We start from the raw sequence: 26,520 nt of genomic DNA on the forward strand, positions 1-26,520 counted from the left end.
ACGATGTCGGCCCGCATTGCCGTCCCTGACGCAGCGTCCGTCGCGGTCGCGGGGATGCCAGCCTAACCCGGGGTAGAGACGGCGAACAGGTCTTCATGGCGCGGGTCGTTCCTTTACCGTGCAGCCCTGCTTGACGCCTGCCGGACTTGCTCCTATCGTGCCGCGAAATTCGTTGGGGTGCCTTAGCCGGCTGAGAGACGCGACCGCGTCAACCCACTGAACCTGATCCGGGTCATGCCGGCGTAGGGAACGAATGTGACGGCCTGAAAGCTTCCACGGGAAGCGCGCAAAGGGCCACAGCCGCAAGTCCGGCCATCCGTTTCCTGCTTCTCATGTCCTGGATCCCGTATGTTCGCGGACGCTTTCGCGTGTCCGCAAAACGCGCCCGATGCGGCGCCTGGGGAGATGGACAGGCCGTGGCAGAGACGATTGCAGCAGCGCCCGGATCGGTGACAGGGATCGGTCGCCCAGGCCGCGACGCCCCGGCCATCGCACTGACGATCGCCGGCTCCGACAGCAGCGGCGGCGCCGGCATCCAGGCGGACCTGAAGACCTTTTCGGCGCTTGGCGTCTACGGCGCCAGCGTCATCACGGCGGTGACCGCGCAAAACACCCGCGTTGTCACCCACATTCATGACATCCCGCTCGATGTGGTCGAGGGCCAGATCGTCGCCGTGCTCGACGATCTCGATGTCGCGGCGATCAAGATCGGCATGCTGTCCTCGCCTGAGATCGTCGAGAGCGTGGCGCGCGCGCTGGACGGCTACGCCGGCCCCGTTGTGCTCGACCCGGTCATCGTCGCCAAGTCCGGCGCCAAGCTCCTGCGCGACGAGGCGATCGCGGCACTGAAGGAACGGCTCCTGCCGCGCGCGACCGTGATCACGCCGAACCTGCCGGAGGCCGCCGCCCTGCTCGACTGCGCCCCGGCCGGCGATGCGGAGGAAGTCGAACGCCAGGGCAGGGCGCTTCTTTCGCTCGGTCCGGCCGCCGTCCTGATGAAGGGCGGCCACGCGGAAGGGGAGGTCTGCACCGACCTTCTGCTTGTGGCGAACGGGCCGGCAATGACCTTCACTGCCGAGCGGCTCGACACACGCAACACCCACGGCACCGGCTGCTCGCTTTCCTCGGCGATTGCCGCGGGCCTTGCAAAGGGTCTGGCGTTGCCTCAGGCCGTTGGCGAGGCACATGACTGGCTTCACGGTGCAATCCGTGCCGCCGACATGCTTTCCGTCGGCTCCGGCCATGGTCCCGTCCATCACTTCCACCGGCTGTGGGAGGGCCTGCGATGAAGGTCTCCGTCATCGGCGGCGGTGTCGTCGGTCTTTGCGTTGCGACGGTTCTCGCCGAGCGCGGGCTCAACGTGACGCTTTACGAACGCGCCGAGGCGCCGGGTCCGGCCGCCTGCTCCTGGTGGGCGGGCGGCATGCTCGCGCCCTGGTGCGAGGGCGAGAGCGCCGAGGAACCGGTCGTCCGGCTCGGTCGCGAGGCCATCACCTGGTGGTCGGAGCGTGTCGGCGGTGTCGTGCTCAACGGCAGCCTCGTGGTCGCGACGCCGCGCGATGCGGCAGACCTGCGCCGTTTCGCCCGGATGACCGAGTGCCATGAGGCGGTCGATGCGGAGCGCATCGCCGCGCTGGAACCGGATCTGGAAGGCCGCTTCCGCCGGGGGTTGTTCTTTGCCGGCGAGGGGCATCTCGACCCGCGCCGGGCGCTTGCCGACCTTGTCGCGCGGCTACAAGGGCTTGGCGCCGAACTGCGCTTCGGCACGGAAGTGTCGCCGCAGGACGCTCCTGGCGACAAGGTCATCGACTGCCGCGGTCTTGGTGCGCGGGACGACCTGCCGGAGCTGCGCGGCGTCAAGGGCGAGATGCTGGTGCTGCATGCGCCCGACATATCGCTTTCGCGTCCGGTCCGCCTGCTGCATCCGCGCATCCCGCTTTATGTGGTGCCGCGCGGGGAGGGCGTCTTCATGGTCGGCGCCACCATGATCGAGAGCGGCGAGCGCTGGCGCATCACCGCCCGCTCCATGATGGAGCTGCTCGGCGCCGCCTATACGCTCAACCCCGCCTTTGCCGAGGCGGAGATACTGGAGACCGGCGTCGACGCGCGCCCCGCCTTTCCCGACAACCTGCCGAGGCTCCTGCGAGAGGGCCGCATCCTGCGCGCCAACGGCACCTATCGCCACGGCTACCTGCTGGCCCCGGCTCTTGCACAGCAGGCGGCCGCACTTCTGCTCGAACCTGAAACCGAACCGGAGTTCTTCCATGGCCATAACCGTCAACGGCGCTCCGCTTGAGCTTGCGCCGGGGTCGCTGGCCGCGATCCTCGAGGCGCTCGAGTACGGCGATGCCATCGTCGCCACCGCCCTCAACGGCGATTTCGTCCCCGCAGAGGAGCGCGCCGACACGCAGGTGCGCGACGGCGACCGGGTCGAGATCCTCGCCCCCATGCAGGGAGGCTGAGCCATGCCCGTCTTCTACGGCGAAATCGTCGAGAGCCCGCTGCTGCTCGGCACCTCGCTCTATCCTTCCCCGGCGATCATGGCCGAGGCGGTGCGGGCCTCTGCCTGCGATATCGTCACCGTGTCGCTGCGGCGCGAGTCCGGCTCGGCCCGTACGGGGCAGGATTTCTGGGGCTTCATCCGCGACCTCGGTGTTCGCGTCCTGCCCAACACCGCCGGTTGCCACTCGGTCAAGGAGGCGGTGACCACGGCGAAAATGGCGCGCGAGGTCTTCGGTACGCCATGGATCAAGCTCGAGGTGATCAACGATGCCGAGACGCTCGCTCCCGACGTCTTTGGTCTTGTCGAAGCGGCGCGCATCCTGACCGATGAGGGCTTCCAGGTGTTTCCCTATTGCACCGAGGATCTCGGTGTTGCGGCCCGCCTGATCGAGGCCGGTTGCGAGGTCCTGATGCCCTGGGGCGCGCCGATCGGCTCGGCCCGCGGCCTCAACAATGTCTACGGCCTGCGCTCGCTGCGGGCCCATTTCCCGGACGTGCCGCTTATCGTCGATGCAGGCCTCGGCCTGCCCTCGCATGCGGCGGCCGCCATGGAGCTCGGCTACGACGCGGTGCTGCTCAACACCGCCGTGGCCAAGGCCAGCGATCCGGTCGCCATGGCAGACGCCTTCGCCCGCGCCGTCGAGGCCGGCCGCATCGGTTTCGAGGCCGGCGCGATGGAACCGCGCGACATGGCCGCCCCTTCCACCCCGGTTCTCGGAAAGGCCTTCCTCGAATGACCGCGACGACGCGTGCCGCAAGGCTCGACCCCTTCTACCCGATCCTCGACAGCGCCGCCTGGATTGACCGCCTCGTGCCGCTCGGCATCAAGCTCGTCCAGCTGCGCGTCAAGGACAGGCCGGAAGCCGAACTTGTCGCCGAGATCCGCGCGGCGGAGGCGACCTGCCTTGCCCATGGCTGCATGCTGGTCGTCAACGACCACTGGCGGATCGCCATCGAGGAGGGATGCCGGTTCGTTCATCTCGGGCAGGAGGACCTGGCCGGGGCCGATATCAGCGCGATCCGCGCCGCTAGCCTCAAGCTCGGTCTCTCCACCCATGACGACGAGGAACTCGACACCGCGCTTGCCGCGCGTCCCGACTATGTCGCGCTCGGACCGGTCTATCCCACCATCCTGAAGAAGATGAAATGGGCGCCGCAGGGGCTGGACAAGCTCGGCGACTGGAAACGCCGGATCGGCGACATCCCGCTCGTTGCCATCGGCGGCATGAGCGTCGAGCGTGCGCCAGGCGCCTTCGCCGCCGGAGCCGACATCGTCTCCGCCGTCACCGACATCACGCTCAACGCCGACCCCGAGGGGCGGGTGCGGGAATGGCTCGCCGCCACCCGTCCGCACGAATAACGCAACGTGCAATATCGAGCAGAATCCGATCAATTTTTCGAAAAACCGACGCCGGAGTTGTCAGAAATGATCCGAATTTTCGCACTCGCAGCCGCCATCGCTATGGCTTCTCCCGCACTTGCCGCCGACAAGATGACCCTGCTTCTCGACTGGTATGTGAACCCGGACCACGGTCCCGTCATCATCGCGAAAGAGAGGGGCTATTTCGCTGACGCCGGCCTCGATGTCGAGATCATCGCCCCTGCGGATCCGTCCGCCCCGCCGAAGATGGTGGCCGCCGGGAAGGCGGACCTTGCCATCTCCTACCAGCCGCAGATCCATCTCCAGGTGGCCGAGGGACTGCCCTTGAAGCGCGTCGGAACGCTTGTCGCCACGCCGCTTAACTGCCTGATGGTAAGGGACGATGGCCCGGTCAAGACGATCGCCGACCTGAAAGGCCGCAAGATCGGCTACTCGGTCTCGGGTGTCGAAAGCGCCCAGGTCAAGGCGCTGCTCGGTCGTCACGGGCTGACCATCGACGATGTCGAGATGGTCAATGTCAACTGGTCGCTCGCCCCGTCGGTCATGTCCGGCCAGGTCGACGCAGTGATCGGCGCCTATCGCAATGTCGAGCTGCATCAGATGGAGATCGAGGGCGTCAAGGGCCGCTGCTTCTTCATCGAGGAGGAGGGCGTCCCTCCTTATGACGAGCTGATCTATGTCGCCAATCCGCAGACCATGGACGTGGACAGGATTACCCGCTTCCTCGAGGCGACCGAGCGTGCCACCCAGTATATCGTCAACCACCCGGAGGAGAGTTTCCGCGTCTATGCCGGCACCGCGCCGGAGCTTGACGATGAACTCAACAAGCGCTCCTGGGCCGACACGATCCGCCGCTTCGCGCTGCGTCCCGCCGCCCTCGACCATGGCCGTTATGCGCGCTTCGAGGCGTTCCTGAAGGAAAACGGCCTGATCGAGGCGGTGCGCCCGGTCTCCGACATCGCCATCGACGTGACCGCGCAGTAAGGCGCGGTCGCAGGAACGCGTGACGCATATCGAGGAGGGATGATGATGACCGCCATGGAACACAAGGGGTTTGACGGCGAAACGGATTTCGGTTCGCCGGTCTTCGCCCGCCTGCGGGCGGAAGCCGGCCCCGCATGGGCTGCCTATACGAACCACGCCTTCGTGGCGGGTCTTGCCGACGGCAGCCTGAAGCGGGAAAACTTCCTGCACTACCTGGTGCAGGACTATGTCTTCCTGCATCACTATGCCCGCGCCTGGGCGCTGGCGGTGGTGAAATCCGAAACACCGGCCGAGGCGCGTTTTGCCGCCGGCACGGTCGATGCGCTGCTCAACACCGAACTGGCGCTGCATGTCGGCGTCTGCGCCGAGGCCGGCATCAGCGAACGGGACCTTGAGAGCGCTGCCGAGGAGCGTGAGAATCTCGCCTACACCCGTTATGTGCTTGAATCGGGTCTCACCGGTGATTTCCTCGATCTCGTCGCAGCCCTTGCGCCCTGCGCGCTCGGCTATGGCGTGATCGGCGCCCGGCTTGCCCGCGAGGCCTCGCCCGACACGCCCTACCGGGCCTGGATCGACACCTATTCGGGCAAGGACTACCAGGATGTCTGCCAGCGGGTTGCGGCCCTGCTTGAGGAGACGGCCGCCTCAAGGCTCGGGCCCGATCCCGCCTCCGTGCCGCGCTGGGCGTTTCTCTCGAAGCGCTTCCGAACCGCGACGGAGCTGGAAATCGGCTTCTGGGACATGGGCTTGCGCGGCGGTGCGCTTCCGGAGCGCGCTGCGTGACGCAGGCTCCCGATATCCGGCTTTCCGGCGACTTCCACCACGCCGGGCGGCCGCTTTTCTCCGGTCTCGACTTCACGGTGGCGGCGGGCGGCTGGACCTGCCTGCTGGGTCCCTCGGGCGTTGGCAAGTCGACGATCCTGAGACTTATTGCCGGCCTCGACACCGGTGGCAGCTTTTCCGGAAAGATCGCGGCGGGTGACGGCGAACCCGTTGCAGGCCGCATTGCCTTCATGGCGCAAAGTGACCTGCTCGCCCCCTGGCTCGACGTCTTCGGCAACGTGACGCTCGGCGCCCGGCTGCGCGGCGAGGCGTCCGACCGGACGCGCGCCCGCACCCTGATTGAGCAGGTCGGCCTTGCCGAACACGCCGAAAAGCGCCCCGCGAGCCTTTCCGGCGGCATGCGCCAGCGCGTCGCGCTCGCCCGCGTACTGATGGAGGACCGCCCGATCGTGCTTCTGGACGAGCCGTTCGCGGCGCTCGACGCACGCACCCGGGCCGAGATGCAGGAACTGGCTTTCGAGACGCTGAAAGGGCGCACCGTGCTCCTCGTCACCCATGATCCGGCCGAGGCGGTGCGCCTCGGCGATCACATCTTCATCCTTTCGGAAGAAGGGCTCGCCGGCATCGAGGCGCCGGCCTTGCCATCCATTCGCGAGGTCGATGCACCGGAAACGCTGGCGATGCAGGCACGGCTCTTCCGTGCCTTGCGCGGCGGAGTGGCGACATGAGCCCCGCGCAGCGTTTCATCGGGCGCTCGCGCGATGCGCTGATCGCCGCCGGCGTGGCGCTTGCCTTGTGGCAGGGGATTGTCTGGGCAACCGGTGTGCCGGCTTTCATCCTGCCCGGACCCTGGCGCGTGGCAACGACACTCGTTGCCAATATCGGGCTTATCGCCGACCATGCAATGATCACCATCGCCGAGGTGCTGATCGGCCTCGTCGTCGGCGCGGCTCTCGGCGCCGTCACCGCGCTGCACCTGATGGTGTCGCCGGCAGCTCGCCGTATCGCCCTGCCGATCATGGTCTTCAGCCAGGCGGTTCCGGTCTTCGCGCTGGCGCCGATCCTGACCCTGTGGCTCGGATACGGCATGGCCTCGAAGATCGCCATGGCGCTCTTGATCATCTACTTTCCGGTGGTTTCGACCTTCTATGACGGTTTGCGCAGGACCGATCCGGGGCTGATCGACCTTGCCCGCACCATGGGAGCAACGCCGGCGCGCACGCTGCTGTTCTTGAGACTTCCCGCAGGATTGCCGGCCTTCGGCTCGGGCCTGAGGCTCGCCGCCGTCTATGCGCCCATCGGCGCGGTGATCGGCGAATGGGTCGGTGCCTCCAAGGGGCTCGGCTACCTGATGCTGCTCGCCAATGGACGTGCCAAGACGGACCTGATGTTCGCCAGCCTCTTCGTGCTCGCCGCGTTCGCCGTTGCGCTCTACGCGCTGGTTTCCGTCCTCACGCGGCGGATGACCAGTTGGTCGCGGGAAAGCACGGACACGATCTGACGCCTCGATATCGCCCGGAAATCAAGGGTTTTCGAGATCATACGGCCGTGACAGAAGCACGGCCCTGCCGCCACCGAGGCGAACACGGATGCCGTTCGCATCTCGCGCCACCCGGTTGGAGAGCGTCAGCGAGCCGCCCATCGGCACATCGCGGTCGAGCAGCGGCCAGTCGACACCTTCCAGCGTCAGCGCCGTGAGGTCGGTCAGCGCAAGGACCGAGAAGAGCGACCCGGCCGGCAGGTCGAGCGCCTGCTCGCCCGGCACCAGCGGCCAGGCTTCCTCGTGGCCGCTTGTCAGCAACACAGGCAATCCGCGCGCCCTCAGCGCCGCGCCATGCAGGAGGTTCTGCAAGGCGTGGTCGGAACGCTCGCCGCCAAGCGCGCCGGCGATGACCAGCCGGTCCGCGCCGCGCGCCATCGCTTCCTCCGCCGCAAGTACCCCGTCGGTCGCGTCCTTGGCAGCCGGGTGGCTCTGCCGTGCCACATGCGACCAGTCGCCGGCCAGAGCGGGCGGGCTGGAATCGAAGTCGCCGACCCACAACTCCGGCTCGACGCCGAGAACCCCGGCGTGACGCATGCCTCCATCGGCGGCGATCGTGCGCGCACCCGCGATCTGGCGCCGGATTCTCCGTGTGGGGGTGAGATCGCCGCCCAGCAGTATCAGGAACGGTGTCGTTCCGGTCATCGGGCATGCCTCCCGTGCGATATGAGATATTACGAAATCCGCCTTGTAATATCGGCTTTTTCCCGGCCATGCTCGCGCAAAAGGGGAGGACTTTATGAATCTGTCTCACATGCTCGCCCACCGCGCGCAGTCCGGGCGGCCGCTCCGCGTTGCGCTCATCGGTGCCGGCAAGTTCGGCTCCATGTACCTGACGCAGGCCCGCCTGACCGTGGGCGTGCACATCACGGCGATCGTCGATCTCGACCCGGGCCGGGCGCGTGCGACGCTGGCCACTTGCGGCTGGCCGGAGGAGCAGTCGGCGGCAACTTCGTTGAATGACGCCGTCCAGGCCGGGACGACCTTCATCACCGACGACCTTGCCGGGGTGCTTGACGACGAGCGCGTCGAGGTGGTGATCGAGGCGACTGGCGATCCCTCCGTCGGCATCCGCCATGCGCTTGCCGTGATCGAGGCCGGCAAGCATGTGGTCATGGTCAATGTCGAGGCGGATGTGCTGGCCGGGCCTCTGCTGGCGCGCAAGGCCGAGAAGGCAGGCGTCGTCTACTCACTTGCCTGGGGTGATCAGCCGGCGTTGATCTGCGAGCATGTCGACTGGGCCAGGACCTGCGGTTTCAAGGTCGTGTGTGCCGGCAAGGGCACTCGCTATCTGCCCACCTATCACCAACTGACCCCGGACACCGTCTGGGATGTGCTGGTGCAGTATCTCGGCATCACCGACCGAAGCCTGATCAATCCGAAGATGTTCAACTCGTTCCTGGACGGCACCAAGTCCGGCATCGAGATGACGGCAGTGTGCAACGCGACCGGCCTCCTGCCGCAACCGGACGGGCTGTCTTTCCCCCCGGCGAGCCGCTTCGAGCTTTCCACGGTGCTGAGGCCGAAGGATGCGGGCGGTGCCCTGCCGATCACCGGCACGACCGAAGTCGTCTCCTCTTTGACCCGTGAGGGCGTCGACGTCCCGCATCATCTGGCCATGGGTACCTTCGTCGTGATTGAGGGCGAGACGGATTACGCGCGCCAGTGTTTCCGCGAGTATCACATGCTCGAGGACGAGAGCGGGCGTTTCGCCGCGCTCTACCGGCCAACCCATATGATCGGCATGGAACTCGGGCTGTCGGTGGCCTCCGCCGTCCTGCGCAAGGAGCCGACGGGCGCGCCGCGCGGCTTTGTCGCGGATGTGGTGGCGACGGCCAAGCGCGACCTTAAGGCGGGAGAGATGCTGGACGGCGAAGGCGGGGCGACGGTCTGGGGCAAGCAGCAACCGGCCGAGGCCTCGGTGCGGGCCGGTCTGCTGCCGCTGGGTCTTGCCACCCACGTCAAGCTGGTGCGCGATGTCGCGGAAGGCGCGATGCTCGCCTGGGACGATGTCGCCATCGACACGACGCAGACGGCGGTGCGCATCAGACGCGAGATGGAAGAGGCCTTCGTGCCGGCTGCCTGATTTCGCCCTTCAGCAGGCGACGACGTTCACGGCAAGTCCGCCCTTCGAGGTTTCCTTGTACTTGTCGGTCATGTCGAGGCCGGTCTGACGCATTGTCTCGATGCAATTGTCGAGCGGCACGAAATGAGTGCCGTCGCCGCGCAAGGCCAGCGAGGCGGCGGTCACCGCCTTCACTGCACCGAGCGCGTTGCGCTCGATGCAAGGCACCTGGACGAGGCCGCCGATCGGATCGCAAGTCATGCCGAGATGATGTTCGAGCGCGATCTCGGCCGCGTTCTCCACATGCTCGTTGCTGCCGCCGAGCGCGGCGCACAGTCCGGCGGCGGCCATGGCCGAGGCGGAACCGACCTCGCCTTGGCAACCGACCTCCGCGCCCGAGATTGAGGCGTTCGCCTTGATGATGCCGCCGACGGCGGCCGCCACCAGCAGGAAATCGCGAATGCCCGCCTGCGAGCAGTCGGGGCAATGGTCGAGATAGTAGCGCAATACCGCCGGCACGACGCCTGCCGCCCCGTTGGTCGGAGCCGTGACGAGGGTTCCCCCGGCAGCGTTCTCCTCGTTGACCGCCATCGCATAGACGCTGAGCCAGTCCATCACGGTGTGCTGGAAGGGGCGGTTCTGCCCCGCTTCTCCGATGAGCTTGCGGTGGATCTGGTGGGCGCGCCGCTTGACCTTGAGCCCGCCGGGAAGCGTGCCCTCCTGGGCAAGACCTCGCTCCAGGCAGGCATTCATCGCCTCCCAGATACGGTCGAGCCCGGCATCGAGGTCTGTCTCAGGCGCGCGGGTTTCCTCGTTCGCACGCTTCATCGCGGCGATCGTGAGACCGCTGTCGCGGCCCATCGCCAGCATTTCGGCGGCCGACTTGAAGGGATGCGGCACACCTTCCTCAACATTGGTCGCAAGCGGCTCGTCGCGATTGGCAAGTTCCTGCGCGCTGACGACAAAGCCACCACCCACGGAGTACAGCGTTTCCTCGGCAAGCGTTCCACCGTCGGCACCAAGCGCGCGGAAGATCATGCCATTGGCGTGGCCCGGCAGCGGCGGGCCGTAGTCGAACACGAGATCCGCTTCCGGGTCGAAGGCGATATGCCCGATGCCTTCGATGGCAATGCGCTTGTCGCCTGCAAGGCGTGCCATTTCGCCATCGACGCAGTCGGGGTTGATGGTTGCCGGATCATGGCCGAGAAGGCCGAGGCAGATGGCGCGGTCGCTGGCGTGGCCCTTGCCGGTGAAGGCAAGCGAGCCGTGCAGCGACACGGAAATGCGCGCCGGCTTCACTCCGGTCTCGCGAAGGCCTTGCAGGAAGCGGCCGGCCGCCACCATCGGCCCCATCGTGTGCGAGGATGAAGGCCCGATCCCGATCTTGAAGATGTCGAAGACGCTGATGAACAAGTGACCCTCCCGGCCGGCCCCGATACGGGTGTCTGCTGCACCCTTTCGGAGGCGATCATGCTTGGCATTTCATCGTCTGTCACCCGTTGCCGCGTGGCATGGCGGAAACGGGAAAATCGCTGTCGCTTTCAGGCTTCGAGCGGCCACAGGAAGGCGTAGACGGCGAGCGAAAAACCGATGTGCTCGACAAGCAACGCGACGGCACGGTCCGTATCCCGGTCAAGGGCGGCCTCCATCAGCCGGGTATGATGGGCAAGTCCGAGCGTGCGCTCGACCAGGTCGCCGAACGAGGGCTGCGCCTGGGGATCGAGTTCCTGGCGTGCCGCCGGATCGAACAGCATGTGGCGGTGGTGGCGTTGCAACTGCTCTGTGATCTGGCGCTGGAAGCGCGTCAGGCTCTCCGAGCGCCCCGCCGCCAGAAGGGCTCCGTGGAAGGCGTCATGCCGCTCTTCCCACAAAGTCATGCCGGCTTCGTCGATGCCCGGTGCGGGCGAGGGCGTGCGCGACAGCCGGTGATGTTCGGCGACGATGCCCGCTTCCCAGTTCGCATCGCCGCTCTCGATGGAGCGGCGCAGCAGCGTTTCCTCCACCGTGCGGCGGGCAAGCTGAAGATCGCGGATCGCGCCGGCCGAAACCGGGGCGACCCGGTAGCCGCGATTGTGCTCGAGAACCACGAGCCCTTCGATCTCGAGCCGCGACAGGGCCTCGCGCAAGGGGGTCCAGCCGAGACCGTAGCGCTCTTTCAACCCGGCCACGACCAGCGGCGTGCCTGGCGCGATTATGGCGCGCAGGATATCCGATTTCAGCCGGTCGTAGGCTTCGCTGCTCTTTGCCATTGTGGCCCGATGCTGGATGCCGGCACGGCGTGCCGGTTGATGGAAATATAATGCTACTGATTATATATAATTGTTGAGACCCTCCGTCCACCCTGCTACCGTGCCGGCACGATCAACGCGGATGGCTTGCCGTCCGCGTCCGTCAATGAGTGCCAAGAACAGGCCCGATCAAGGACAGGCCCGATGCTGACAAGGACCGGGGTCGATATCGACACCCTCGACCGCGACGACCCGCTCAAGGCGCGGCGCGAGCTCTTTTCGATTCCGCGAGGCGTGATCTATCTCGACGGCAATTCGCTCGGCGTGCTGCCCAGGGCAGTGCCGGAACGTCTGGCGGAGGCGGTCAGGATCGAATGGGGCGAGAGCCTGATTCGGGCCTGGAATGCGCATGGCTGGATCGATCTGCCGCAGCGCGTCGGCGACCGCATCGCACGGATCGTCGGGGCGGCGCCGGGCACCGTGACGGCGAGCGACAGCACCTCGGTCAACGTCTTCAAGGTTCTGGCGGCTGCGCTGGCGCTGCGCCCGGAGCGCAAGGTAATTCTCTCCGACAACGGCAATTTTCCGACCGACCTTTACATGGCGCAAGGGCTGCGCGATCTGCTGGGGCGCGGTCATGAGCTGAAGATCGTCGATCCGGAAGCAGTCGAGGATGCGATCGACGAGAGCGTCGCCGTCGTCATGCTGACCCAGGTCGACTACAAGACCGGCCGCCTGCACGACATGGCCGGCTTGACGGCGAAGGCCCATGCGGCCGGCGCTCTGACCATCTGGGACCTTGCCCATTCGGCGGGCGCCCTGCCGGTGGAACTTGACGCGGCCGGCGCCGATTTCGCCGTCGGCTGCGGCTACAAGTATCTCAACGGCGGTCCCGGCGCTCCGGCCTTCCTCTATGTCGCGGCGCGTCATCACGACACGGTGACGCCGCCATTGACCGGCTGGATGGGGCACGAGGCGCCCTTTGCCTTCGATCTTGATTTCCGCGCCGACACCGGCATTGGCCGCATGCGCGTCGGCACGCCGCCGATCCTGTCGCTGATCGCGCTGGAAGCGGCGCTTGCCGCCTTCGATGGCGTCGACATGCAGGTGCTGAGAGCCAAGTCGATCTCCCTGAGCGAGCTTTTCCGCGAGGAGGTCGAGCGCCGCTGTCCGGATCTGGTGCTGGCGAGCCCGCGCGATCCGCAGGTGCGTGGCAGTCAGGTGTCATTCCGTTTCGAGCACGGCTATGCCTTGATGCAGGCCCTGATCGCGCGCGGCGTCATTGGCGACTTCCGTGCGCCGGACATCGTCCGCTTCGGCTTCACGCCGCTCTATCTTTCCCATGCCGATGTGATCGCCGCCTGCGACATTATCGAGGAGATCGTCGCGACGCGCGCCTGGGACCGCCCCGAGTTTCACAAGCGGGCCAAGGTCACATGAGCGCCTGCGGGGAGGGGGAGGATCTTTCGCCCTATGCGTCGGAGCCGTTCGATCCGGCCGAGGACGGGGCAGAGATGGCTTTTGACGGCCGCATGTCCTATGGCGACTACCTGCGTCTCAGCCGCATCCTGACGGCGCAGAACCCGCTGTCGGAAGCCCATGACGAGATGCTGTTCATCATCCAGCATCAGACATCTGAACTGTGGATGAAGCTCGCCATTCACGAGCTGTCCGCGGCCAAGGCGAAGATCGCCGCCGGCGACCTGCAGCCGGCCTTCAAGATGCTGACCCGCATGTCGAGGATCTTCGAGCAGTTGACCGGCGCCTGGCAGGTGCTGCGCACGATGACTCCGTCCGAATACACCGAATTCCGCAGCGATCTCGGCCAGTCCTCGGGCTTCCAGTCGCACCAGTACCGGGCGATCGAGTATCTGGCGGGAAACAAGAACGCCGCGATGATGCGTCCGCATGCACATGTGCCGCGCCTGCATCACTGGCTCGACCAGATCCGCCGCGACACCAGCATCTACGACGAGGCGACGCGTCTGCTGGCGCGTTCGGGGCTATCCATCGACGAGGCGCACCTGGCGCGCGACGTGTCGCAGCCTTATCAGCGCAACGACAGCGTCCACCAGGCCTGGCTCGAGGTCTATCGCGACCCGCATAAATACTGGCCGCTCTACGACCTTGCCGAGAAGCTGGTCGATTTCGAGGACTATTTCCGCCGCTGGCGCTTCAATCACGTGACGACGGTGGAGCGGATCATCGGTTTCAAGCGCGGCACCGGCGGTACGTCGGGCGTGCATTATTTGCGGCGCATGCTGGAAGTCGTGCTGTTCCCCGAACTGTGGGAAATCCGCGCCGACATGTAAGGCGGGGCGGGTTGCGGGGGGCAACCGGTACCCTGCACATGCTGTCCGGCCTTGGGAGGGGCCTGCCATGGCAAGCTTGATCGATATCACGCCGCCCTTGCGCGTCGGCGCCGCGGTCTTTCCCGGCGACGCGCCTTATGCGGTCAGCCAGACCTTCGCGATCGGTCCGGGTTGCCCGGTCAATGTCACCTCCGTTTCGCTTTCCACCCATTGCGGCGCCCATGCGGACGCGCCCTCCCACTACGATGCAAACGGTGCCACGATCGATGCGCTGGCGCTGGAGGACTATATCGGGCCGGCCCGGCTGATCGACGCGCGCGGGTCCGGCCCGCTGGTGCTGCCGCAGGAGATCGCTCCCGCGCTGGATGACGCGCCGCCGCGCGTGCTGCTGCGGCTTGCCGATACCCTAGATCCGCAGGTCTGGCCTGAAGGCTTTCGTGCGCTGGCGCCAGAAACTGTGGACCTGCTGGCTGCCCGGGGCGTGCGGCTCGTCGGGGTCGACGTGCCGTCGGTCGATCCGGAAACCTCCAAGGACCTGCCGGCGCACATGGCGGTGCGTCGCCACGACATGCGGATTCTCGAAAATCTGGCGCTTTCGCGGGCGGATTTCGGGGATTATGAGTTGATCGCGCCGCCATTGAAGCTAGAAGGGCTCGACGCAGCGCCCGTCAGGGCGGTGTTGCGCCGCCTGTGATGTGGCGCGCCCCATTCGAAGACGAAGGCGGCACGCCGAAGGCCGCAGCGGGAAGGGCGAGGGACTTATGAGCGGGCAAGACAAGATGCTGGAGGTTGACGGCCTCGTCATGACCTATGGCGGGTTTCGCGCTGTCGACGATTGTTCGCTGGACGTGCGGGAGGGGACGATTACCGGCCTGATCGGCCCCAACGGCGCCGGCAAGACGACACTGTTCAACCTGATCGCCGGCGCCTTCCCGCCGACCGCCGGTCGCATCCGCTATCTGGGCAAGGACATCACGGGTCTTTCCACCGACCGGCGCTTCCACCGCGGCCTGGTGCGCACCTTCCAGATTCCGCACGAGTTTCACCGCCTCACCGCGCTGGAGAACCTGATGATGGTACCGCCGGCGCAGGCCGGCGAGGGGCTCGCCGCCAACTGGTTCGCCTGGGGCCGCGTGCGCGAAGGCGAGACTGAGGTGCGCCGCCGGGCGCTCGACACACTCGCCTTCCTTGAGCTCTCGCATGTCGCGGGAGAGCGGGCCGGCAACCTCTCCGGCGGGCAGAAGAAGCTGCTCGAACTGGGTCGCACGATGATGACCGACGCGAAGCTCGTGCTGCTCGATGAACCGGCCGCCGGCGTCAACCGCACGCTGCTCAGGAAACTGGAGGAGAAGATCGCGATCCTCAACAGGGAGCGCGGCTACACTTTCATCCTGATCGAGCATGACATGGAGATGATCGAGAAACTTTGCGATCCGGTGATCTGCATGGCGGAAGGGCACGTGCTGATCCAGGGCGATTTCGCAACGGTGCGCTCCGATCCCAGGGTGCTCGAGGCCTATCTGGGCGAGACGGTCGGAGACGCCGCATGAGCGACATGCTGGAAATGCGTCAGGTGGTCGGCGGCTATGGCGAGGCCGACATCCTGCAGGGCGTCAGCCTGCGTGCCGGGCAAGCCGAGATCGTGGCCATTGTCGGCCCCAACGGGGCTGGCAAGTCGACCGCGATGAAGGCGATCTTCGGCCTGCTCAACGTGCGTGGTGGAACGATCGTGGTCGACGGGCGCGACATCACCGGCCTTGAACCCAACCGCATTGTCGAGGCCGGCGTTTGCTACGTGCCGCAGGTCGACAACGTGTTCCGAGAGATGACGGTGCACGAGAACCTGGAGATGGGTGCCTTCCTGCGGTCGGGCGACCTGTCTGCGGCTTATGAGCGGGTCTACGGGCTCTTTCCGGACCTGAAGGAACGCCGCCGGGCGCTTGCCGGCAATCTTTCTGGCGGACAGCGCCAGATGGTCGCCATGGGCCGCGCCCTGATGCTGGAGCCGAAGCTGTTGCTGCTGGACGAGCCGACGGCCGGCCTGTCGCCCCGATACATGGAGCAGATCTTCCAGATTTGCCGCGATGTGCGCGACACCGACGTCACCATCTTGCTCGTCGAGCAGCACGCCAAGCAAGCGCTCGCCTTTGCCGATCGCGGCTATGTGTTGGCCTCCGGCGCCAATCGTCACGAAGGCACCGGTGCCGAACTGCTGGCCGACCGCGAAGTCGCCGCCATGTTCCTCGGAGGATGAGCGCGATGGGTGCTCTGGAAATCGTCAATTTCTATCTGGTGCCGGGCATTGTCGTGGGCTCCATCTATGCGCTCGGCGCCGTTGGCATCACGCTCGTCTTCGCCATCCTGCGCTATGCGCATCTGGCGCATGGCGACCTGGCAACGCTCGGCGCGTTCCTGGCGCTCGGCGCGGTCACGATCCTCGGCGTTTCCCCCTATGTGGCGCTGCCGATAGCCATGTTGCTGACCGCTGTCATCTCGGTCGGTATCGACAAGACGTTCTATGCCTATCTTCGCGAACGGCCGAAGATCGTCACCGTCATGGCCTCGCTCGGCGTGGCGCTGATGGTCCGCTCGCTCGTCCAGGTCGTGTGGGGTGTCGATTCCGAGACCTATTCACGCGGCATCGTGCGCCCTGAAAACTGGTTCGGCATCCGCCTGCGCGACCGCGAGATCGTCACCGTGCTTGCCATGGTGGCGCTGGTGCTTGCGCTTCAGGTCTTTTTGAAGCGCAGCAAGTGGGGCAAGGCGATGCGTGCCATGTCCGACAATCCCGATCTTGCGCTCCTCTCCGGCGTCGACAATCGCAAGGTGGTGACGCTGACATGGCTGATCGTCGGCGGGCTCTGCGCCGCCGCCGGCGTCTTCCTCGGTCTCAACTACGAGCTCAAGGCGATGATGGGCTGGACCATGCTTCTGCCGATGTTCGCGGCCGCGATCCTGGGCGGTGTCGGGCGCATCGAGGGTGCGGTTCTCGGCGGTTTGATCGTCGGCATTGCCGAGGAGATGTCGACGCTTTTCCTGCCGACCGAATACAAGGCCGCGACGGCCTTCGCCATCTTGTTGCTCATGCTGCTTGTGCGCCCCACCGGGTTGCTCAAGGGCAAGGTACTTTAGGGAAGGACGGCTCGAATGGAATGGTTCGGCTTCCTCAACTACGCCGTCTTCATGGCGATATTCATCTGCATCTACGCGCTGCTGGCGCTCGGCCTCAATATCCAGTGGGGCTTCACCGGCCTGTTCAACGCCGGTATCGCCGGATTCTTCGCTGTCGGGGCTTATACCTCGGCGATCCTCACCTCGCCGGAAGCGGCCGGGCGGATCGGCGGCTTCGACCTGCCGGTGCCGGTCGGCTGGCTCGGCGCGATGCTGGCCGCGGGCCTGATCGCCTGGCCGATCGGCAAGATCTGCCTGCGCCTGCGCTCCGACTACCTGGCCATCGCGACGATCGGCGTCGCCGAGATCATCCGCCTGGTGATCAAGTCGGAAGGTTGGCTGACCAATGCCGCGCGAGGCATCACGGATATTCCGCGTCCCTTCGGGGACCTTGCCTACCTGATGTCGCAGCTGGCCTATCTGGCGGTTGTCGGTGGCGCGCTGCTTGCCGTCTATCTCCTGGTCGAGCGGCAGTTCGCCTCGCCCTGGGGTCGCATGATGCGCGCCATCCGCGACAATGAGGACGCGGCCCGGGCGATGGGCAAGGATGTGCCCTATCGGCGGCTTGAGGCGTTCATCTTCGGATCCGCGTTGATGGGGCTTGGCGGTGCGCTCTTTGCCCATTTCAACCGGACGATCACGCCGGAAGCGATCGACCCGATGGTCGCCACCTTCCTTGTCTGGATCATGCTTATCCTCGGTGGATCGGGCAACAACCGTGGCGCCATCCTGGGCGTTGCCGTCGTCTGGATCATCTGGTCCATGTCCGAGATCGTGACCGATCAGTTGCCGCATGAATACGCGGTCAAGGCGAAATACCTGCGGGTCTTCCTGATCGGCCTGATGCTGCAGCTGGTTCTCCGCTTCCGGCCGGAGGGCCTGTTGCCCGAGCCCCAGGGCGATGCGCACGCGAGAAGGGCGCCCGCCGCGACACGTTCGCCCGGAGGGGCGGATTGAGACTTGTGGCGGCGGCGCGTTTCGGTTGAAACTGCCGCCACGATCGGCTCCGGCCAGCGGCCGGATCCGCGAAGCGGGCGACACGACACGCTCCCCGCTGCAAAAGGAAACGGCCGGCCATCGCGCGCCCGGCCGAACAACGACAATGTGGAGGTTTCTCATGAAAAAATTCCGTACTGCCGCCCTGGCGGCGCTTTTCGGCGCGACCGCGCTGGCGGCACCCGCCCATGCGGATGTCAAGATCGGCCTGCTCGGCGGTGTCACCGGCCCCATCGCCGCGATGGCGCCGGCCATGATCGACAGCGCCAACCTGGCGATCCAGCAGGTCAACGAGGCCGGCGGCATTCTTGCTGGCGAAAAGCTTGTCGGCGTCGTGGGCGACAGCGCCTGCAACCCGCAGAACGGCACCGATGCGGCCACCAAGGCGGTCAACATCGAGGGCGTTGTGGCCATCGTCGGCCCGCATTGCTCAGGCTCGGTGCTCGCCGCGGCGAACTCGGTCACCATCCCCGCCGGCATCACCATTGTGACGCCGTCCGGCACCTCGCCCGAGATCACGTCGCTCAAGGACAATGACACCGTGTTCCGCACCGTGTCCTCCGACGACTATCAGGGCCGGGCGCTGGCGCGCACGCTGCTGGAGCGCGGCACCAAGAAGGTCGCGGTCGCCTATCTCAACAACGACTACGGCAAGGGTCTGGCGGATGCCTTCCGCGCCGAATTCGAGGAGAAGGGCGGCGAGATCGCCGGTTTCGCGGCGCATGAGGGCGAGAAGGCCTCCTATCGCTCCAACCTTGCAGAACTCGCTTCCGGTGGCGCCGACACGCTCGTCGTTCTCGATTATGGCGACGGATCGGGCCTGACCATGCTGCGCCAGGCACTTGAGAACGGCTTCTTCGAGAACTTCGTCGGCGCCGACGGCATGAAGTCGGATGCGCCGATCAAGGAACTCGGCGCGGAGAACCTGGCGACCTTCCTCGCATCGGCCCCGGTCGGCGAGAAGTCGGATGCGCTGGAAATGTTCAGCAAGGCCTTTTCCGATGTCGGCGGCGATCCGAGCGCGATTTTCGTGACCACGTCCTATGACGCCGCCTTCATGCTGGCACTGGCCATCGAAAAGGCCGGCGGCGACAAGGCGAAGGTCGCGGCGTCGCTGCGCGAGATCTCCAGCGGTGAGGGCGAGCCGATCCGTCCCGGCGAGTGGGCCAAGGCGAAGGAACTGATCGCGGCCGGCAAGGCCATTGACTACAAGGGCGCTGCTGGCGATCACAACTTCGACGCCAATGGCGACGTTCCGGGGGCTTACGCGCTGTTCAAGGTGACGGACGAGGGCTTCGAGGTCGTTACCGAAATGAAGTAAGGAGGCGGGGTCGTCCCGGCTCCGAACCCCTTCGAGGCAAGCGGCGGCGCCTTTCGGTGTCGCCGTTTTGCGTTGTGTCGCCATGCTGCCAGCGCGGCCACTCAACACGCACGCGAAAAATGGCGCCGGCCGGAACCCGGCCGCCGCTCATGGCAGGTTATCCGGTGAGGGAAGGTCAGGCGCGCTGCAGCTGGGCCGAACTGGCGGCGGGATCCATGTTCAGCAGGAAACGGATTTCGGTGCGATCCTCGGCGAGTTCCGCGATCGTGTGAGAATCGAGCACGCTCATGAACGCCTCCAGCGCCTCGTGAAGCAGGCCGTTGAAGCCGCAAGAGGTGATCAGTGGGCAGTCCTTGCGTCCGGATTCAAAGCACTCCGCCAGCAGGAAGCTTTCCTCGGCGGCGCGCACAGCCGCCCCGACCGTGATCTCCTCGGCCGGGCGTGCCAGCATGATGCCGCCATTGCGTCCGCGCAGGGTGCGTACGAAGCCCGCATCCACAAGAACCTTGAGGATCTTGAACAGATGGGTTTCCGACATCTCGAAGCTTGCCGCGATATCCGCGACACGGCTTGGGGATCCGGGATTGGCCGCGCAGTAGATGAGCGTGCGGACGGCATAGTTGGTCTGCTGAGTCAGGCGCATGCCATTAGATATGAGGCGCTTGGTGGCCCACGTCAACGGGAAAGCGAGCTAAAACATGCCTCTGTTTGTCAAGTTTTTGTCAGCGGTTGTTCCCTTACGGAAAAGGCCGGTTGTCTGGAGCTGCCCGTTGCCCGAGGGCGCTGGCGGCGAAGTCGAGGAATGCGCGAACGCGGGCCGGCACGCGGTGCCCGTGCGGATGGACGAGATGAACCGGTATGCGGGATGTCTCGAAGGAGGCGAGGATCTCGACAAGGCTTCCCTGGGCAAGCGCCGGCTGCACCTGGTAGGACAGTGCCCGGGTGATGCCGAAACCGGCAACCGCCGCGTCGATCGCCGCCCGAACCGTGTTGACGCTGAGCGCCGGCGCACGTGCATGAACGATGCTGCGCTCCCCGTTCCTGAATGTCCAGTCGCCGTCGCCCAGGCCCCGGGCCGCGACCAGTCGATGCTTCCGAAGTGCGTCCGGCGTTTCCGGCGTGCCGGCGCGCGCCAGATAGGCAGGCGCTGCGACGGTGACAAGGCGTAGCGTTCCGACGCGCCGGGCCATCAGGCTGGCGCCCTGCAATTCGCCGATGCGAAGAGCGATGTCGAAACCTTCCTCGACAAGGTCGACGATCCGGTCGAGCAACATCAACTCGGCCGCGACCTCGCGATTGGCATCGAGGAAATCGCGCAGCACGGGAGCAAGCAGCATTTCGCCGAAAAGAACCGGTGCCGTGATGCGCAGCGTGCCGCGCGGCGTGCCGTGGGCGCCCCTGGCGGTCTCCTCGGCTTCCGCGAGGGCGGCAAGCACCTGACGCGCCTCGACGAGGAAACGTTCGCCGGCCTCGGTGAGGGCTATGGCACGGGTGGAGCGCAGGAAGAGCCGGGCATCGAGGCGCGCTTCGAGACCCGCGATCAGGCGGGTAACGGCGGCCGGCGACCGGTTGAGGGCGCGTGCGGCGGCATTGAACGCACCGCGTTCTGCCACTGCGACGAAGGCTTGCATCTCAGTGAAACGATCCATGATTGCGCATAATGAAACAAACTAATTCGATATTCGATGATTATCTCGACAATCAGTGTTCGCCATATTGCCTGAAACGCGGCAATGCCCGTGTCGGCGTCGGGCCGGCAGCGGGTGGGCATCGGTGCCCACGGCATGTCATGCATTGCCCGAATGGAGTGGATGTCATGGCCCGAGCCTTCGCCGAAATCGCCTTCACCCCGGCCGTGCGCGCCCTTCAGAAGCAGGAAGGGTCGAATGCCGCCTATGATCCCTTCCTGGAACCAGGCGTGGAGGCCCGTGACCGTCTTGGCGAGGCCGAGGCAACCTTCATCTCTCTGCGCGACGGGTTCTATCAGGCAAGTGTTTCTGAAACTGGCTGGCCTTATGTGCAGTTTCGCGGCGGACCGCGCGGCTTTCTCAAGGTGCTCGATGAGCGGACGGTGGCCTATGCGGATTTCCGCGGCAACCGGCAGTATCTGAGCGTTGGAAACCTCGCTGGAAACGATCGGGTGTCGCTGATCCTGACGGACTATCCCAACCGGGGGCGGCTGAAGCTGTGGGGCCATGCCCGTGTCATCCAGAAGGCGGACGATCCGGCGCTGATCGGCAACCTTGTCGATCCCGGATACCGCGCCCTGCCGGAGCGTGCCGTGGTGATCACGATCGAGGCTTTCGACTGGAACTGTCCCTCGCATATCCCGCGGCGCTTCACGCTGGAAGAGCTGGAGCCGCATCTGGCGCCGCTGCGGGCCGAGATCGAGCGGTTCGCGCTGGAAAATGCGCGTCTGAAGGCGGCAAACGGTATGGAGTGACGGGGTTCGCTTGATCGGGTTGCATTGCGATCATTCCGCTTGCCATGGCTGTATGAGCGGTGCTAGGCGCGAACGGTCGATGCCCGGAGGGAGGAACCTGATGAACGAGTTGACGCTTGCCGCATTCGCCATGGTTGCCTTCATCGGCATAGTCACGCCCGGCCCGACCGTCCTGCTGGCGTTGGCCAACGGTTCGCGCTTCGGTCTCCGGCGGGCGCTCTACGGCATGGCCGGGGCGCTCCTGTCGGACCTTGTGCTTGTCGGCGCCGTTGCCCTCGGGCTCGGTGCATTGCTTGCCGCGTCCGAATTCTGGTTCCAGGTTGTGAAATGGCTGGGTGTTGCCTACCTCGCCTTCCTCGGCGTGATGCTGCTGCGTTCGCGCGGGTCGGTCGACGGCGCTCTTGCCGAAGCTGGGCGGGAGGCCGGCTCGCCACGGGCCATCTTTCTCAAGAGCTTTCTCGTCGCGGTGACCAATCCCAAGGGCTATCTGTTCTTTTCGGCCTTCCTGCCGCAATTCATCGATCCGTCGGCCCCGCAGGTGCCGCAATATCTCGCCCTGACCTGCATCTTCACAACCATCGATCTCCTCGTGATGTTCGCCTATGCGGTCTGCGGTTCACGGCTTGCGCATGTTCTCAGGAATGCCGGGGCGCTCTGGCTCGACCGCATCTGCGGCGGCGCGCTGCTGGCGCTGGCCGCATCTCTCGCCGCCTACCGTCGATCATCCGCCTGACGGTCAGCCAGTCTCGCGCACCCGATTTCGGCTTGAACGTCCGGCAAAAAATATGAATACTGATTCATAATTCATATTGAGCCGGGTGAGCATGTCGTGAGCAAGACGAAGGCGGGCAAGGGCGCGGAGCGGTCACCGGATCGCGGCCGCGCGACACGCGGGTCAAAGGCCGGTGTGAAGACAACCGCCCCCAAGACAGAACCATCCAAGAATGGCGCGACCGGGCGGGGCGGGGCAAGCGCCTTGCAGCGGCCCGAGGCGAAAGGGGAGCTTGCCGCCGGCATGCCGAAGACGGCACGCGGGGCGGCGACGCGGCGCGCCATCCTGGAAGCGGCCGAACGGGCCATCGGCCGGCAGGGCTTCAACGAGGCGTCGATCGGCTCGATCACCCGCGAGGCGGGCGTCGCGCAGGGCACCTTCTACATCTATTTCGCCAGCAAGGACGAGGTGTTCTCGGAGCTTGTCGCCGAGATGGGCCGCATGCTGCGTCACGCCATCAGCGAGGCGACGTCCGGTTATGCTGATCGTTTGGAAGCCGAGCGCGAGGGCCTGCGTGCCTTTCTCGGCTTCGTTTCGGCCCATCCGGAGCTCTATCGGATCGTCCAGGAGGCGCAATTCGTCGACCGGGATGCCTATCTCGCCTATTTCCGTACCTTTGCGGACGGCTATCGCGAGGGACTGGAACGCGCTGCCGGCAACGGCGCCATCCGGCCGGGCGATGCCGAAGTCCGCGCCTGGGCGCTGATGGGCATCGCCCGCTCGCTCGGCGAGTTTCAGGTTGTCTTCGGTGGCAAGACGCCGCTCGACACGATGGTCGAGGTCGCCCACGACCTGATCGAGAACGGATTGAAGGCGCGGGACGACCAGGACGAGGCCGGCCGATGACCGCCACCGTGCATCTCGATCGTGCCGGTGAGGCTGCATGGTTGACGCTCGACCGGCCGGGGCGGGGCAACGCGCTGGTGCCGGAACTGCTGGCGGCCTTGCGCGCCCGGATCGCGGAGGCCCGTACCGCCGGCGCCCGCGTGCTTGTGGTGACCGGCGCCGGGCGGGCCTTTTCCGCCGGCGGGGATGTTGGCGTCTTCGCCGCTCATGCGTCCGACACGGTCGCCTTGCGGGCCTATGCGGCAGAGATCGTCGGGGAACTCAACGCGGCGGTCCTTGATCTGCTGGCCTTTCCCGCACCTGTCCTTGCCGCCGTCAACGGTCCGGTCACGGGAGGGTCCGCCGGGCTGATCCTCGCTGCCGACATGGTTGCGATGAGCGATACGGCCTTCCTGCAACCCTATTACAGCGAGATCGGCTTCGCCCCCGACGGTGGCTGGACGGCGCTTCTGCCCGAGCGCATCGGCAGCGCGCGGGCGCTGAAGGCACTGTATCTCAACGAGCGCCTTTCGGCACACGACTGCCTGAAGCTCGGCATTGCCGATCATGTGTGCGAGGCAGACCGACTGGGCGCCGTCACGGGCGGGCAGGTCGCGATGATCCTGGAAAAGGACGCGGCAAGCCTTGCGGTTTCGCGCGCGAATGTCTGGAGCCCGGCGCGCCGGGCCCGGCTCGCGACCGCGCTGGAGCGCGAGCGCGAGGGGTTCCTGTCGTTGATCGCGCGCCCTGAAACGCTGGAGCGCATGCAGCGGTTCCTCGCCGCGGTCCGTCCGGCGGAGCCCGCGAGATGATCCACGTGACGGACATGGCGGCGAAGCGTGCCGAGTTGACGCCGGATAAGATCGCCTTTCGCGACCACGAGACGGGGGCGGCTCTCAGCTTTTCCGAGGTCGATCGCCGGGCCAACCGTATGGCGCGCTGGTTATGCGCGCGCGGATGTGCAGCCGGCGACCGGATCGCGGTGCTGTGCCACAATCATCCGGATTTCTTCGTGCTGCTCTTTGCCGCCCAGAAGGCAGGTCTCGTTCTGCTGCCTCTCAACTGGCGGCAACCGGCGGCCGAACTGGAGCCCGTTCTGGTCGAGGCGGGCGCGCGCCTTCTCCTGCATGATGCGGCGACGGCGGAGACGGCGGCGGAGCTGGCGCGGCGAACGGGATGCGAGCGGGTTGGATTCGCCGATGCCGGCGAGAGTGCCGGCGCGGATGCGGATGGAGCCTCGCTCGAGGCGCTGCTGGAGGGGATGAGCGAGGAGGCTTTCGGCGAGGGTCGGATCGATGCCGAGGCGCCCTGGTATCTGCTCGCCACGTCCGGTACCACCGGCACGCCGAAACTGGTGATCCAGACGGCGGCGATGGCCTGGGCGAATGCCGTGAACTATTCTCAGGCAACCGGGCTTTTGGCCAGCGACACGGGCGTCAACTATCTGCCGTTGTTCCACACTGCCGGGATCAATCTCTTCGCGCTGCCGCTGTTTCTCGCCGGTGGCCAGACCATCGTGCTGCGCAAGTTCGACGCACCGGCAGTGCTGAAGCTGATCGCCGGGGGCGCCGTGACCGCCTTTTTCGGCGTGCCGGCGATCTATCAGGCGCTGGCGCTGGAGCCGGATTTCGCGCATGCGGATTTCTCGGCACTGCGTTCGCTCGGTTGCGGCGGCGCGCCGATGCCTGCGCCCTTGCTTGAAACCTATCTCAAGCGCGGTGTCACCGTGTGCAACGGCATGGGCATGACGGAAACCGGTCCGACCGTGTTCCTCGCCGATGCGGACCGCGCGGCGGAGAAGATCGGTTCGGTCGGCAAGGCGCAGATCCTTGCCGAGGTACGTCTCGTCACAGCCGACGGCAGCGTCGTGGAAGGGGCGGGCGAGGGCGAGTTGCAGATCCGCGGTTCCGGCGTCACGCCCGGATACTACGGCAACCCGGAGGCAACGCTGGCCGCCTTCGTGGACGGGGGGTGGCTGCGTTCGGGCGATGTCGCCCGCCGCGACGGGGACGGCTACTACTACATCGTCGATCGCATCAAGGACATGTACATTTCCGGCGGCGAGAATGTCTATCCGGCCGAGGTCGAGCGGGTGCTGGTCACTCATGCGGACATTCTGGATGCGGTCGTGGTCGGCGTGCCGGACGAAACGTGGGGAGAGGTGGGCGCCGCCTATCTGATCCCGAGACCTGGTGCGGAGATCGACACGGCGAGGCTCCTTGCCTGGTGCCGCCAGAGACTTGCCGGCTACAAGGTGCCGCGCAGCGTGACGGTCGTTGCGGACCTGCCGCGCACAGCCGCGGGCAAGGTGCAGAAGCACGTCCTGAAATCCATGCATGAAGAGGGCGCCCGATGACGGAAGACTCGCACACCGCCCCGTCCGCCACTCTCGCTCTGCCTGTCGGAGAGATTGTCGCGACCTGGACTCCAAGCCAGTCGGATTTCGATGCCTTTGCCGAACTGTCCGGCGACGACAATCCGATCCATGTCGATCCGGCCTTTTCCGCTCGCACCCGCTTCGGCCGGACGGTGTCGCACGGCATGCTGCTCTATTCCCGGCTCTGGGCGCTGCTGCGCGCCCGTCACCCGGGCCGCCGCCACGCCATGCAGTCGCTGATGTTTCCCAATCCTGCCTACGCGGGGGAGGAACTCGCCTTCCGGTTCTCGGCTGCCGAGACGAAAGGGAAGGACGAGACGATGGTCATCGAGATCCGGCGGACCGCGGATGGAAAGGTGGTGCTGTCGGGTGAGTGCCGGATGGAGGAGATCGGATGACGCTGGAACTCGGTCAGACGGCGGAAGTTCGCCGCGTCTTTCCCGCAAGTGATGCGGGTGCCTTCGCGGCGCTAGCGGGTCTTGCCGGTGTTCCGGACGCAGTGCCGGAGCCGCTGATCGGCGGGCTTTTTTCCTATCTCCTGGGCGTCGAATTGCCCGGTTTCGGCACCAACTATCTCAAGCAGGAGATGCGCTTTCTTGCACCGGCCGGTTTCGACGAGGAACTGACGGCGCGCGTGAGGGTGACGCGGCTTCGGCCGGAGAAACATCTTGTCGACCTGGAGACGGTTTGCGAGTGCGCGGACGGTCGGCGCGTGTGCGAAGGCAGGGCGCTTGTCTATGTAGAAGATGTTGGCGCCTGAAGCGCCGGACATGCGTCCCCCAACGAAAAACGCCGCCGGCAAGCCGGCGGCGTTCGTCAA

At 66.0% G+C, this 26,520-nt stretch carries 30 protein-coding genes and 1 riboswitch; of the genes, 25 read left to right on the plus strand and 5 right to left on the minus strand.

Translation table 11 applies throughout. The features are described 5' to 3' along the window. Window positions 1-163: 163 nt before the first annotated feature. Window positions 164-266, plus strand: a riboswitch (TPP riboswitch). A gap of 183 nt (window positions 267-449) precedes the next feature. The 9 genes from thiD to RBB46_RS00650 all read left to right on the plus strand — a co-directional run bounded on the left by thiD (window position 450) and on the right by RBB46_RS00650 (window position 7,151). Beyond that, on the plus strand, window positions 450-1,289 hold the full coding sequence (gene thiD, locus RBB46_RS00610) for a bifunctional hydroxymethylpyrimidine kinase/phosphomethylpyrimidine kinase (RefSeq protein ID WP_306027331.1): 840 nt from the start codon (window positions 450-452) through the stop codon (window positions 1,287-1,289). Beyond that, window positions 1,286-2,296, plus strand: a complete 1,011-nt coding sequence (thiO, locus tag RBB46_RS00615; protein WP_306026894.1) for a glycine oxidase ThiO — start codon at window positions 1,286-1,288, stop codon at window positions 2,294-2,296. Before thiD ends, thiO begins: the two co-directional genes overlap by 4 nt. Then, on the plus strand, window positions 2,265-2,462 hold the full coding sequence (gene thiS, locus RBB46_RS00620; RefSeq protein WP_083202509.1) for a sulfur carrier protein ThiS: 198 nt from the start codon (window positions 2,265-2,267) through the stop codon (window positions 2,460-2,462). The genes thiO and thiS overlap by 32 nt, the downstream gene beginning before the upstream one ends. 3 nt (window positions 2,463-2,465) lie before the next feature. Further along, window positions 2,466-3,239 carry a thiazole synthase gene (locus RBB46_RS00625; RefSeq protein ID WP_306026895.1) on the plus strand — a complete coding sequence of 258 codons (774 nt, stop codon included), beginning with the start codon at window positions 2,466-2,468 and terminating at the stop codon, window positions 3,237-3,239. Further along, window positions 3,236-3,862 (plus strand): thiamine phosphate synthase, encoded by a 627-nt coding sequence (locus RBB46_RS00630; RefSeq protein ID WP_306026896.1) that lies wholly within the window; start codon window positions 3,236-3,238, stop codon window positions 3,860-3,862. Before RBB46_RS00625 ends, RBB46_RS00630 begins: the two co-directional genes overlap by 4 nt. A gap of 66 nt (window positions 3,863-3,928) precedes the next feature. Then, the gene (locus RBB46_RS00635) at window positions 3,929-4,867 is read left to right on the plus strand and encodes an ABC transporter substrate-binding protein (RefSeq protein WP_306026897.1); all 939 of its coding nucleotides are present in this window, start codon (window positions 3,929-3,931) and stop codon (window positions 4,865-4,867) included. A 45-nt stretch (window positions 4,868-4,912) separates the two neighbouring features. Further along, window positions 4,913-5,650 (plus strand): thiaminase II, encoded by a 738-nt coding sequence (gene tenA / locus RBB46_RS00640; protein WP_306026898.1) that lies wholly within the window; start codon window positions 4,913-4,915, stop codon window positions 5,648-5,650. After that, on the plus strand, window positions 5,647-6,378 hold the full coding sequence (locus RBB46_RS00645) for an ABC transporter ATP-binding protein (protein ID WP_306026899.1): 732 nt from the start codon (window positions 5,647-5,649) through the stop codon (window positions 6,376-6,378). Before tenA ends, RBB46_RS00645 begins: the two co-directional genes overlap by 4 nt. Beyond that, complete coding sequence (locus RBB46_RS00650; protein ID WP_306026900.1) at window positions 6,375-7,151, plus strand: ABC transporter permease; 777 nt, start codon at window positions 6,375-6,377, stop codon at window positions 7,149-7,151. Before RBB46_RS00645 ends, RBB46_RS00650 begins: the two co-directional genes overlap by 4 nt. Window positions 7,152-7,172: 21 nt before the next feature. On the opposite strand, the gene RBB46_RS00655 is transcribed toward RBB46_RS00650, so the two are convergent. After that, entirely contained in the window at window positions 7,173-7,835 is a 663-nt protein-coding gene (locus RBB46_RS00655) for a thiamine diphosphokinase (RefSeq protein ID WP_306026901.1), read from the minus strand. 94 nt (window positions 7,836-7,929) lie between these two features. Between RBB46_RS00655 and RBB46_RS00660 the strand changes: the two genes are divergently transcribed. After that, entirely contained in the window at window positions 7,930-9,276 is a 1,347-nt protein-coding gene (locus RBB46_RS00660; protein WP_306026902.1) for an NAD(P)H-dependent oxidoreductase, read from the plus strand. 9 nt (window positions 9,277-9,285) lie between these two features. On the opposite strand, the gene RBB46_RS00665 is transcribed toward RBB46_RS00660, so the two are convergent. Both RBB46_RS00665 and RBB46_RS00670 read right to left on the minus strand, forming a co-directional pair. Continuing rightward, window positions 9,286-10,668 carry an L-serine ammonia-lyase gene (locus RBB46_RS00665; protein ID WP_306026903.1) on the minus strand — a complete coding sequence of 461 codons (1,383 nt, stop codon included), beginning with the start codon at window positions 10,666-10,668 and terminating at the stop codon, window positions 9,286-9,288. 128 nt (window positions 10,669-10,796) lie between these two features. Continuing rightward, window positions 10,797-11,504 carry a GntR family transcriptional regulator gene (locus RBB46_RS00670; protein WP_306026904.1) on the minus strand — a complete coding sequence of 236 codons (708 nt, stop codon included), beginning with the start codon at window positions 11,502-11,504 and terminating at the stop codon, window positions 10,797-10,799. A gap of 183 nt (window positions 11,505-11,687) precedes the next feature. On the opposite strand from RBB46_RS00670, the gene kynU reads away from it, so the two are divergent. The 8 genes from kynU (at window position 11,688) to RBB46_RS00710 (ending at window position 19,283) form a co-directional block, all read left to right on the plus strand. Then, window positions 11,688-12,923 carry a kynureninase gene (gene kynU, locus RBB46_RS00675; protein ID WP_306026905.1) on the plus strand — a complete coding sequence of 412 codons (1,236 nt, stop codon included), beginning with the start codon at window positions 11,688-11,690 and terminating at the stop codon, window positions 12,921-12,923. Then, window positions 12,920-13,795, plus strand: a complete 876-nt coding sequence (kynA, locus tag RBB46_RS00680) for a tryptophan 2,3-dioxygenase (RefSeq protein ID WP_306026906.1) — start codon at window positions 12,920-12,922, stop codon at window positions 13,793-13,795. The genes kynU and kynA overlap by 4 nt, the downstream gene beginning before the upstream one ends. Before the next feature lie 67 nt (window positions 13,796-13,862). Beyond that, the gene (kynB, locus tag RBB46_RS00685) at window positions 13,863-14,489 is read left to right on the plus strand and encodes an arylformamidase (RefSeq protein ID WP_306026907.1); all 627 of its coding nucleotides are present in this window, start codon (window positions 13,863-13,865) and stop codon (window positions 14,487-14,489) included. 85 nt (window positions 14,490-14,574) lie between these two features. Then, the gene (locus RBB46_RS00690; RefSeq protein WP_306027332.1) at window positions 14,575-15,345 is read left to right on the plus strand and encodes an ABC transporter ATP-binding protein; all 771 of its coding nucleotides are present in this window, start codon (window positions 14,575-14,577) and stop codon (window positions 15,343-15,345) included. Then, a complete protein-coding gene (locus RBB46_RS00695) occupies window positions 15,342-16,049 on the plus strand; it encodes an ABC transporter ATP-binding protein (protein ID WP_306026908.1) in 708 nt (235 codons plus the stop codon). The genes RBB46_RS00690 and RBB46_RS00695 overlap by 4 nt, the downstream gene beginning before the upstream one ends. 5 nt (window positions 16,050-16,054) lie before the next feature. Then, window positions 16,055-16,927: a branched-chain amino acid ABC transporter permease gene (locus RBB46_RS00700; protein ID WP_306026909.1), complete on the plus strand. Its 873-nt coding sequence runs from the start codon at window positions 16,055-16,057 to the stop codon at window positions 16,925-16,927. 15 nt (window positions 16,928-16,942) lie between these two features. Continuing rightward, window positions 16,943-17,923, plus strand: coding sequence for a branched-chain amino acid ABC transporter permease (locus RBB46_RS00705; protein ID WP_306026910.1), 981 nt, complete (start codon window positions 16,943-16,945; stop codon window positions 17,921-17,923). 160 nt (window positions 17,924-18,083) lie between these two features. After that, window positions 18,084-19,283 carry an ABC transporter substrate-binding protein gene (locus RBB46_RS00710; RefSeq protein ID WP_306026911.1) on the plus strand — a complete coding sequence of 400 codons (1,200 nt, stop codon included), beginning with the start codon at window positions 18,084-18,086 and terminating at the stop codon, window positions 19,281-19,283. Window positions 19,284-19,458: 175 nt separating this feature from the next. On the opposite strand, the gene RBB46_RS00715 is transcribed toward RBB46_RS00710, so the two are convergent. Together RBB46_RS00715 and RBB46_RS00720 are read right to left on the minus strand one after the other, a co-directional pair. Next, window positions 19,459-19,926 carry an Rrf2 family transcriptional regulator gene (locus tag RBB46_RS00715; RefSeq protein WP_306026912.1) on the minus strand — a complete coding sequence of 156 codons (468 nt, stop codon included), beginning with the start codon at window positions 19,924-19,926 and terminating at the stop codon, window positions 19,459-19,461. Window positions 19,927-20,020: 94 nt separating this feature from the next. Further along, window positions 20,021-20,932: a LysR family transcriptional regulator gene (locus RBB46_RS00720; protein WP_306026913.1), complete on the minus strand. Its 912-nt coding sequence runs from the start codon at window positions 20,930-20,932 to the stop codon at window positions 20,021-20,023. A 167-nt stretch (window positions 20,933-21,099) separates the two neighbouring features. Here RBB46_RS00720 and RBB46_RS00725 point away from each other — a divergent pair, with 167 nt between their 5' ends. The 7 genes from RBB46_RS00725 to RBB46_RS00755 all read left to right on the plus strand — a co-directional run bounded on the left by RBB46_RS00725 (window position 21,100) and on the right by RBB46_RS00755 (window position 26,460). Beyond that, complete coding sequence (locus RBB46_RS00725; RefSeq protein WP_306026914.1) at window positions 21,100-21,726, plus strand: pyridoxamine 5'-phosphate oxidase family protein; 627 nt, start codon at window positions 21,100-21,102, stop codon at window positions 21,724-21,726. A gap of 100 nt (window positions 21,727-21,826) precedes the next feature. Then, entirely contained in the window at window positions 21,827-22,459 is a 633-nt protein-coding gene (locus RBB46_RS00730; protein WP_306026915.1) for a LysE family translocator, read from the plus strand. A 96-nt stretch (window positions 22,460-22,555) separates the two neighbouring features. Then, on the plus strand, window positions 22,556-23,344 hold the full coding sequence (locus RBB46_RS00735) for a TetR/AcrR family transcriptional regulator (RefSeq protein ID WP_306026916.1): 789 nt from the start codon (window positions 22,556-22,558) through the stop codon (window positions 23,342-23,344). Beyond that, a complete protein-coding gene (locus RBB46_RS00740) occupies window positions 23,341-24,135 on the plus strand; it encodes an enoyl-CoA hydratase/isomerase family protein (RefSeq protein WP_306026917.1) in 795 nt (264 codons plus the stop codon). The genes RBB46_RS00735 and RBB46_RS00740 overlap by 4 nt, the downstream gene beginning before the upstream one ends. Then, window positions 24,132-25,679 carry a class I adenylate-forming enzyme family protein gene (locus RBB46_RS00745; RefSeq protein ID WP_306026918.1) on the plus strand — a complete coding sequence of 516 codons (1,548 nt, stop codon included), beginning with the start codon at window positions 24,132-24,134 and terminating at the stop codon, window positions 25,677-25,679. Before RBB46_RS00740 ends, RBB46_RS00745 begins: the two co-directional genes overlap by 4 nt. Continuing rightward, window positions 25,676-26,098 (plus strand): MaoC/PaaZ C-terminal domain-containing protein, encoded by a 423-nt coding sequence (locus RBB46_RS00750; RefSeq protein ID WP_306026919.1) that lies wholly within the window; start codon window positions 25,676-25,678, stop codon window positions 26,096-26,098. Before RBB46_RS00745 ends, RBB46_RS00750 begins: the two co-directional genes overlap by 4 nt. Next, window positions 26,095-26,460 carry a phosphate acetyltransferase gene (locus tag RBB46_RS00755; RefSeq protein ID WP_306026920.1) on the plus strand — a complete coding sequence of 122 codons (366 nt, stop codon included), beginning with the start codon at window positions 26,095-26,097 and terminating at the stop codon, window positions 26,458-26,460. Before RBB46_RS00750 ends, RBB46_RS00755 begins: the two co-directional genes overlap by 4 nt. Window positions 26,461-26,520 lie beyond the last annotated feature (60 nt).

Origin of the sequence: Stappia sp. MMSF_3263 (assembly GCF_030733745.1) — a bacterium.
In the GTDB taxonomy this organism is placed as follows: domain Bacteria; phylum Pseudomonadota; class Alphaproteobacteria; order Rhizobiales; family Stappiaceae; genus Stappia.

What these genes read in the sequence shown, in the direction of transcription:
- RBB46_RS00740 (WP_306026917.1), top strand. Translation starts at nt 23,341, where the DNA reads ATGACCGCCACCGTGCATCTCGATCGTGCCGGTGAGGCTGCATGGTTG.
- RBB46_RS00725 (WP_306026914.1), top strand. Translation starts at nt 21,100, where the DNA reads ATGGCCCGAGCCTTCGCCGAAATCGCCTTCACCCCGGCCGTGCGCGCC.
- RBB46_RS00695 (WP_306026908.1), top strand. Translation starts at nt 15,342, where the DNA reads ATGAGCGACATGCTGGAAATGCGTCAGGTGGTCGGCGGCTATGGCGAG.
- RBB46_RS00750 (WP_306026919.1), top strand. Translation starts at nt 25,676, where the DNA reads ATGACGGAAGACTCGCACACCGCCCCGTCCGCCACTCTCGCTCTGCCT.
- RBB46_RS00700 (WP_306026909.1), top strand. Translation starts at nt 16,055, where the DNA reads ATGGGTGCTCTGGAAATCGTCAATTTCTATCTGGTGCCGGGCATTGTC.
- RBB46_RS00710 (WP_306026911.1), top strand. Translation starts at nt 18,084, where the DNA reads ATGAAAAAATTCCGTACTGCCGCCCTGGCGGCGCTTTTCGGCGCGACC.
- RBB46_RS00635 (WP_306026897.1), top strand. Translation starts at nt 3,929, where the DNA reads ATGATCCGAATTTTCGCACTCGCAGCCGCCATCGCTATGGCTTCTCCC.
- RBB46_RS00630 (WP_306026896.1), top strand. Translation starts at nt 3,236, where the DNA reads ATGACCGCGACGACGCGTGCCGCAAGGCTCGACCCCTTCTACCCGATC.
- RBB46_RS00670 (WP_306026904.1), bottom strand. Translation starts at nt 11,504, where the DNA reads ATGGCAAAGAGCAGCGAAGCCTACGACCGGCTGAAATCGGATATCCTG.
- thiO (WP_306026894.1), top strand. Translation starts at nt 1,286, where the DNA reads ATGAAGGTCTCCGTCATCGGCGGCGGTGTCGTCGGTCTTTGCGTTGCG.
- tenA (WP_306026898.1), top strand. Translation starts at nt 4,913, where the DNA reads ATGACCGCCATGGAACACAAGGGGTTTGACGGCGAAACGGATTTCGGT.
- RBB46_RS00705 (WP_306026910.1), top strand. Translation starts at nt 16,943, where the DNA reads ATGGAATGGTTCGGCTTCCTCAACTACGCCGTCTTCATGGCGATATTC.
- kynU (WP_306026905.1), top strand. Translation starts at nt 11,688, where the DNA reads ATGCTGACAAGGACCGGGGTCGATATCGACACCCTCGACCGCGACGAC.
- kynA (WP_306026906.1), top strand. Translation starts at nt 12,920, where the DNA reads ATGAGCGCCTGCGGGGAGGGGGAGGATCTTTCGCCCTATGCGTCGGAG.
- kynB (WP_306026907.1), top strand. Translation starts at nt 13,863, where the DNA reads ATGGCAAGCTTGATCGATATCACGCCGCCCTTGCGCGTCGGCGCCGCG.
- RBB46_RS00730 (WP_306026915.1), top strand. Translation starts at nt 21,827, where the DNA reads ATGAACGAGTTGACGCTTGCCGCATTCGCCATGGTTGCCTTCATCGGC.
- RBB46_RS00715 (WP_306026912.1), bottom strand. Translation starts at nt 19,926, where the DNA reads ATGCGCCTGACTCAGCAGACCAACTATGCCGTCCGCACGCTCATCTAC.
- RBB46_RS00660 (WP_306026902.1), top strand. Translation starts at nt 7,930, where the DNA reads ATGAATCTGTCTCACATGCTCGCCCACCGCGCGCAGTCCGGGCGGCCG.
- thiS (WP_083202509.1), top strand. Translation starts at nt 2,265, where the DNA reads ATGGCCATAACCGTCAACGGCGCTCCGCTTGAGCTTGCGCCGGGGTCG.
- RBB46_RS00690 (WP_306027332.1), top strand. Translation starts at nt 14,575, where the DNA reads ATGCTGGAGGTTGACGGCCTCGTCATGACCTATGGCGGGTTTCGCGCT.
- RBB46_RS00755 (WP_306026920.1), top strand. Translation starts at nt 26,095, where the DNA reads ATGACGCTGGAACTCGGTCAGACGGCGGAAGTTCGCCGCGTCTTTCCC.
- RBB46_RS00655 (WP_306026901.1), bottom strand. Translation starts at nt 7,835, where the DNA reads ATGACCGGAACGACACCGTTCCTGATACTGCTGGGCGGCGATCTCACC.
- RBB46_RS00720 (WP_306026913.1), bottom strand. Translation starts at nt 20,932, where the DNA reads ATGGATCGTTTCACTGAGATGCAAGCCTTCGTCGCAGTGGCAGAACGC.
- RBB46_RS00625 (WP_306026895.1), top strand. Translation starts at nt 2,466, where the DNA reads ATGCCCGTCTTCTACGGCGAAATCGTCGAGAGCCCGCTGCTGCTCGGC.
- RBB46_RS00650 (WP_306026900.1), top strand. Translation starts at nt 6,375, where the DNA reads ATGAGCCCCGCGCAGCGTTTCATCGGGCGCTCGCGCGATGCGCTGATC.
- RBB46_RS00745 (WP_306026918.1), top strand. Translation starts at nt 24,132, where the DNA reads ATGATCCACGTGACGGACATGGCGGCGAAGCGTGCCGAGTTGACGCCG.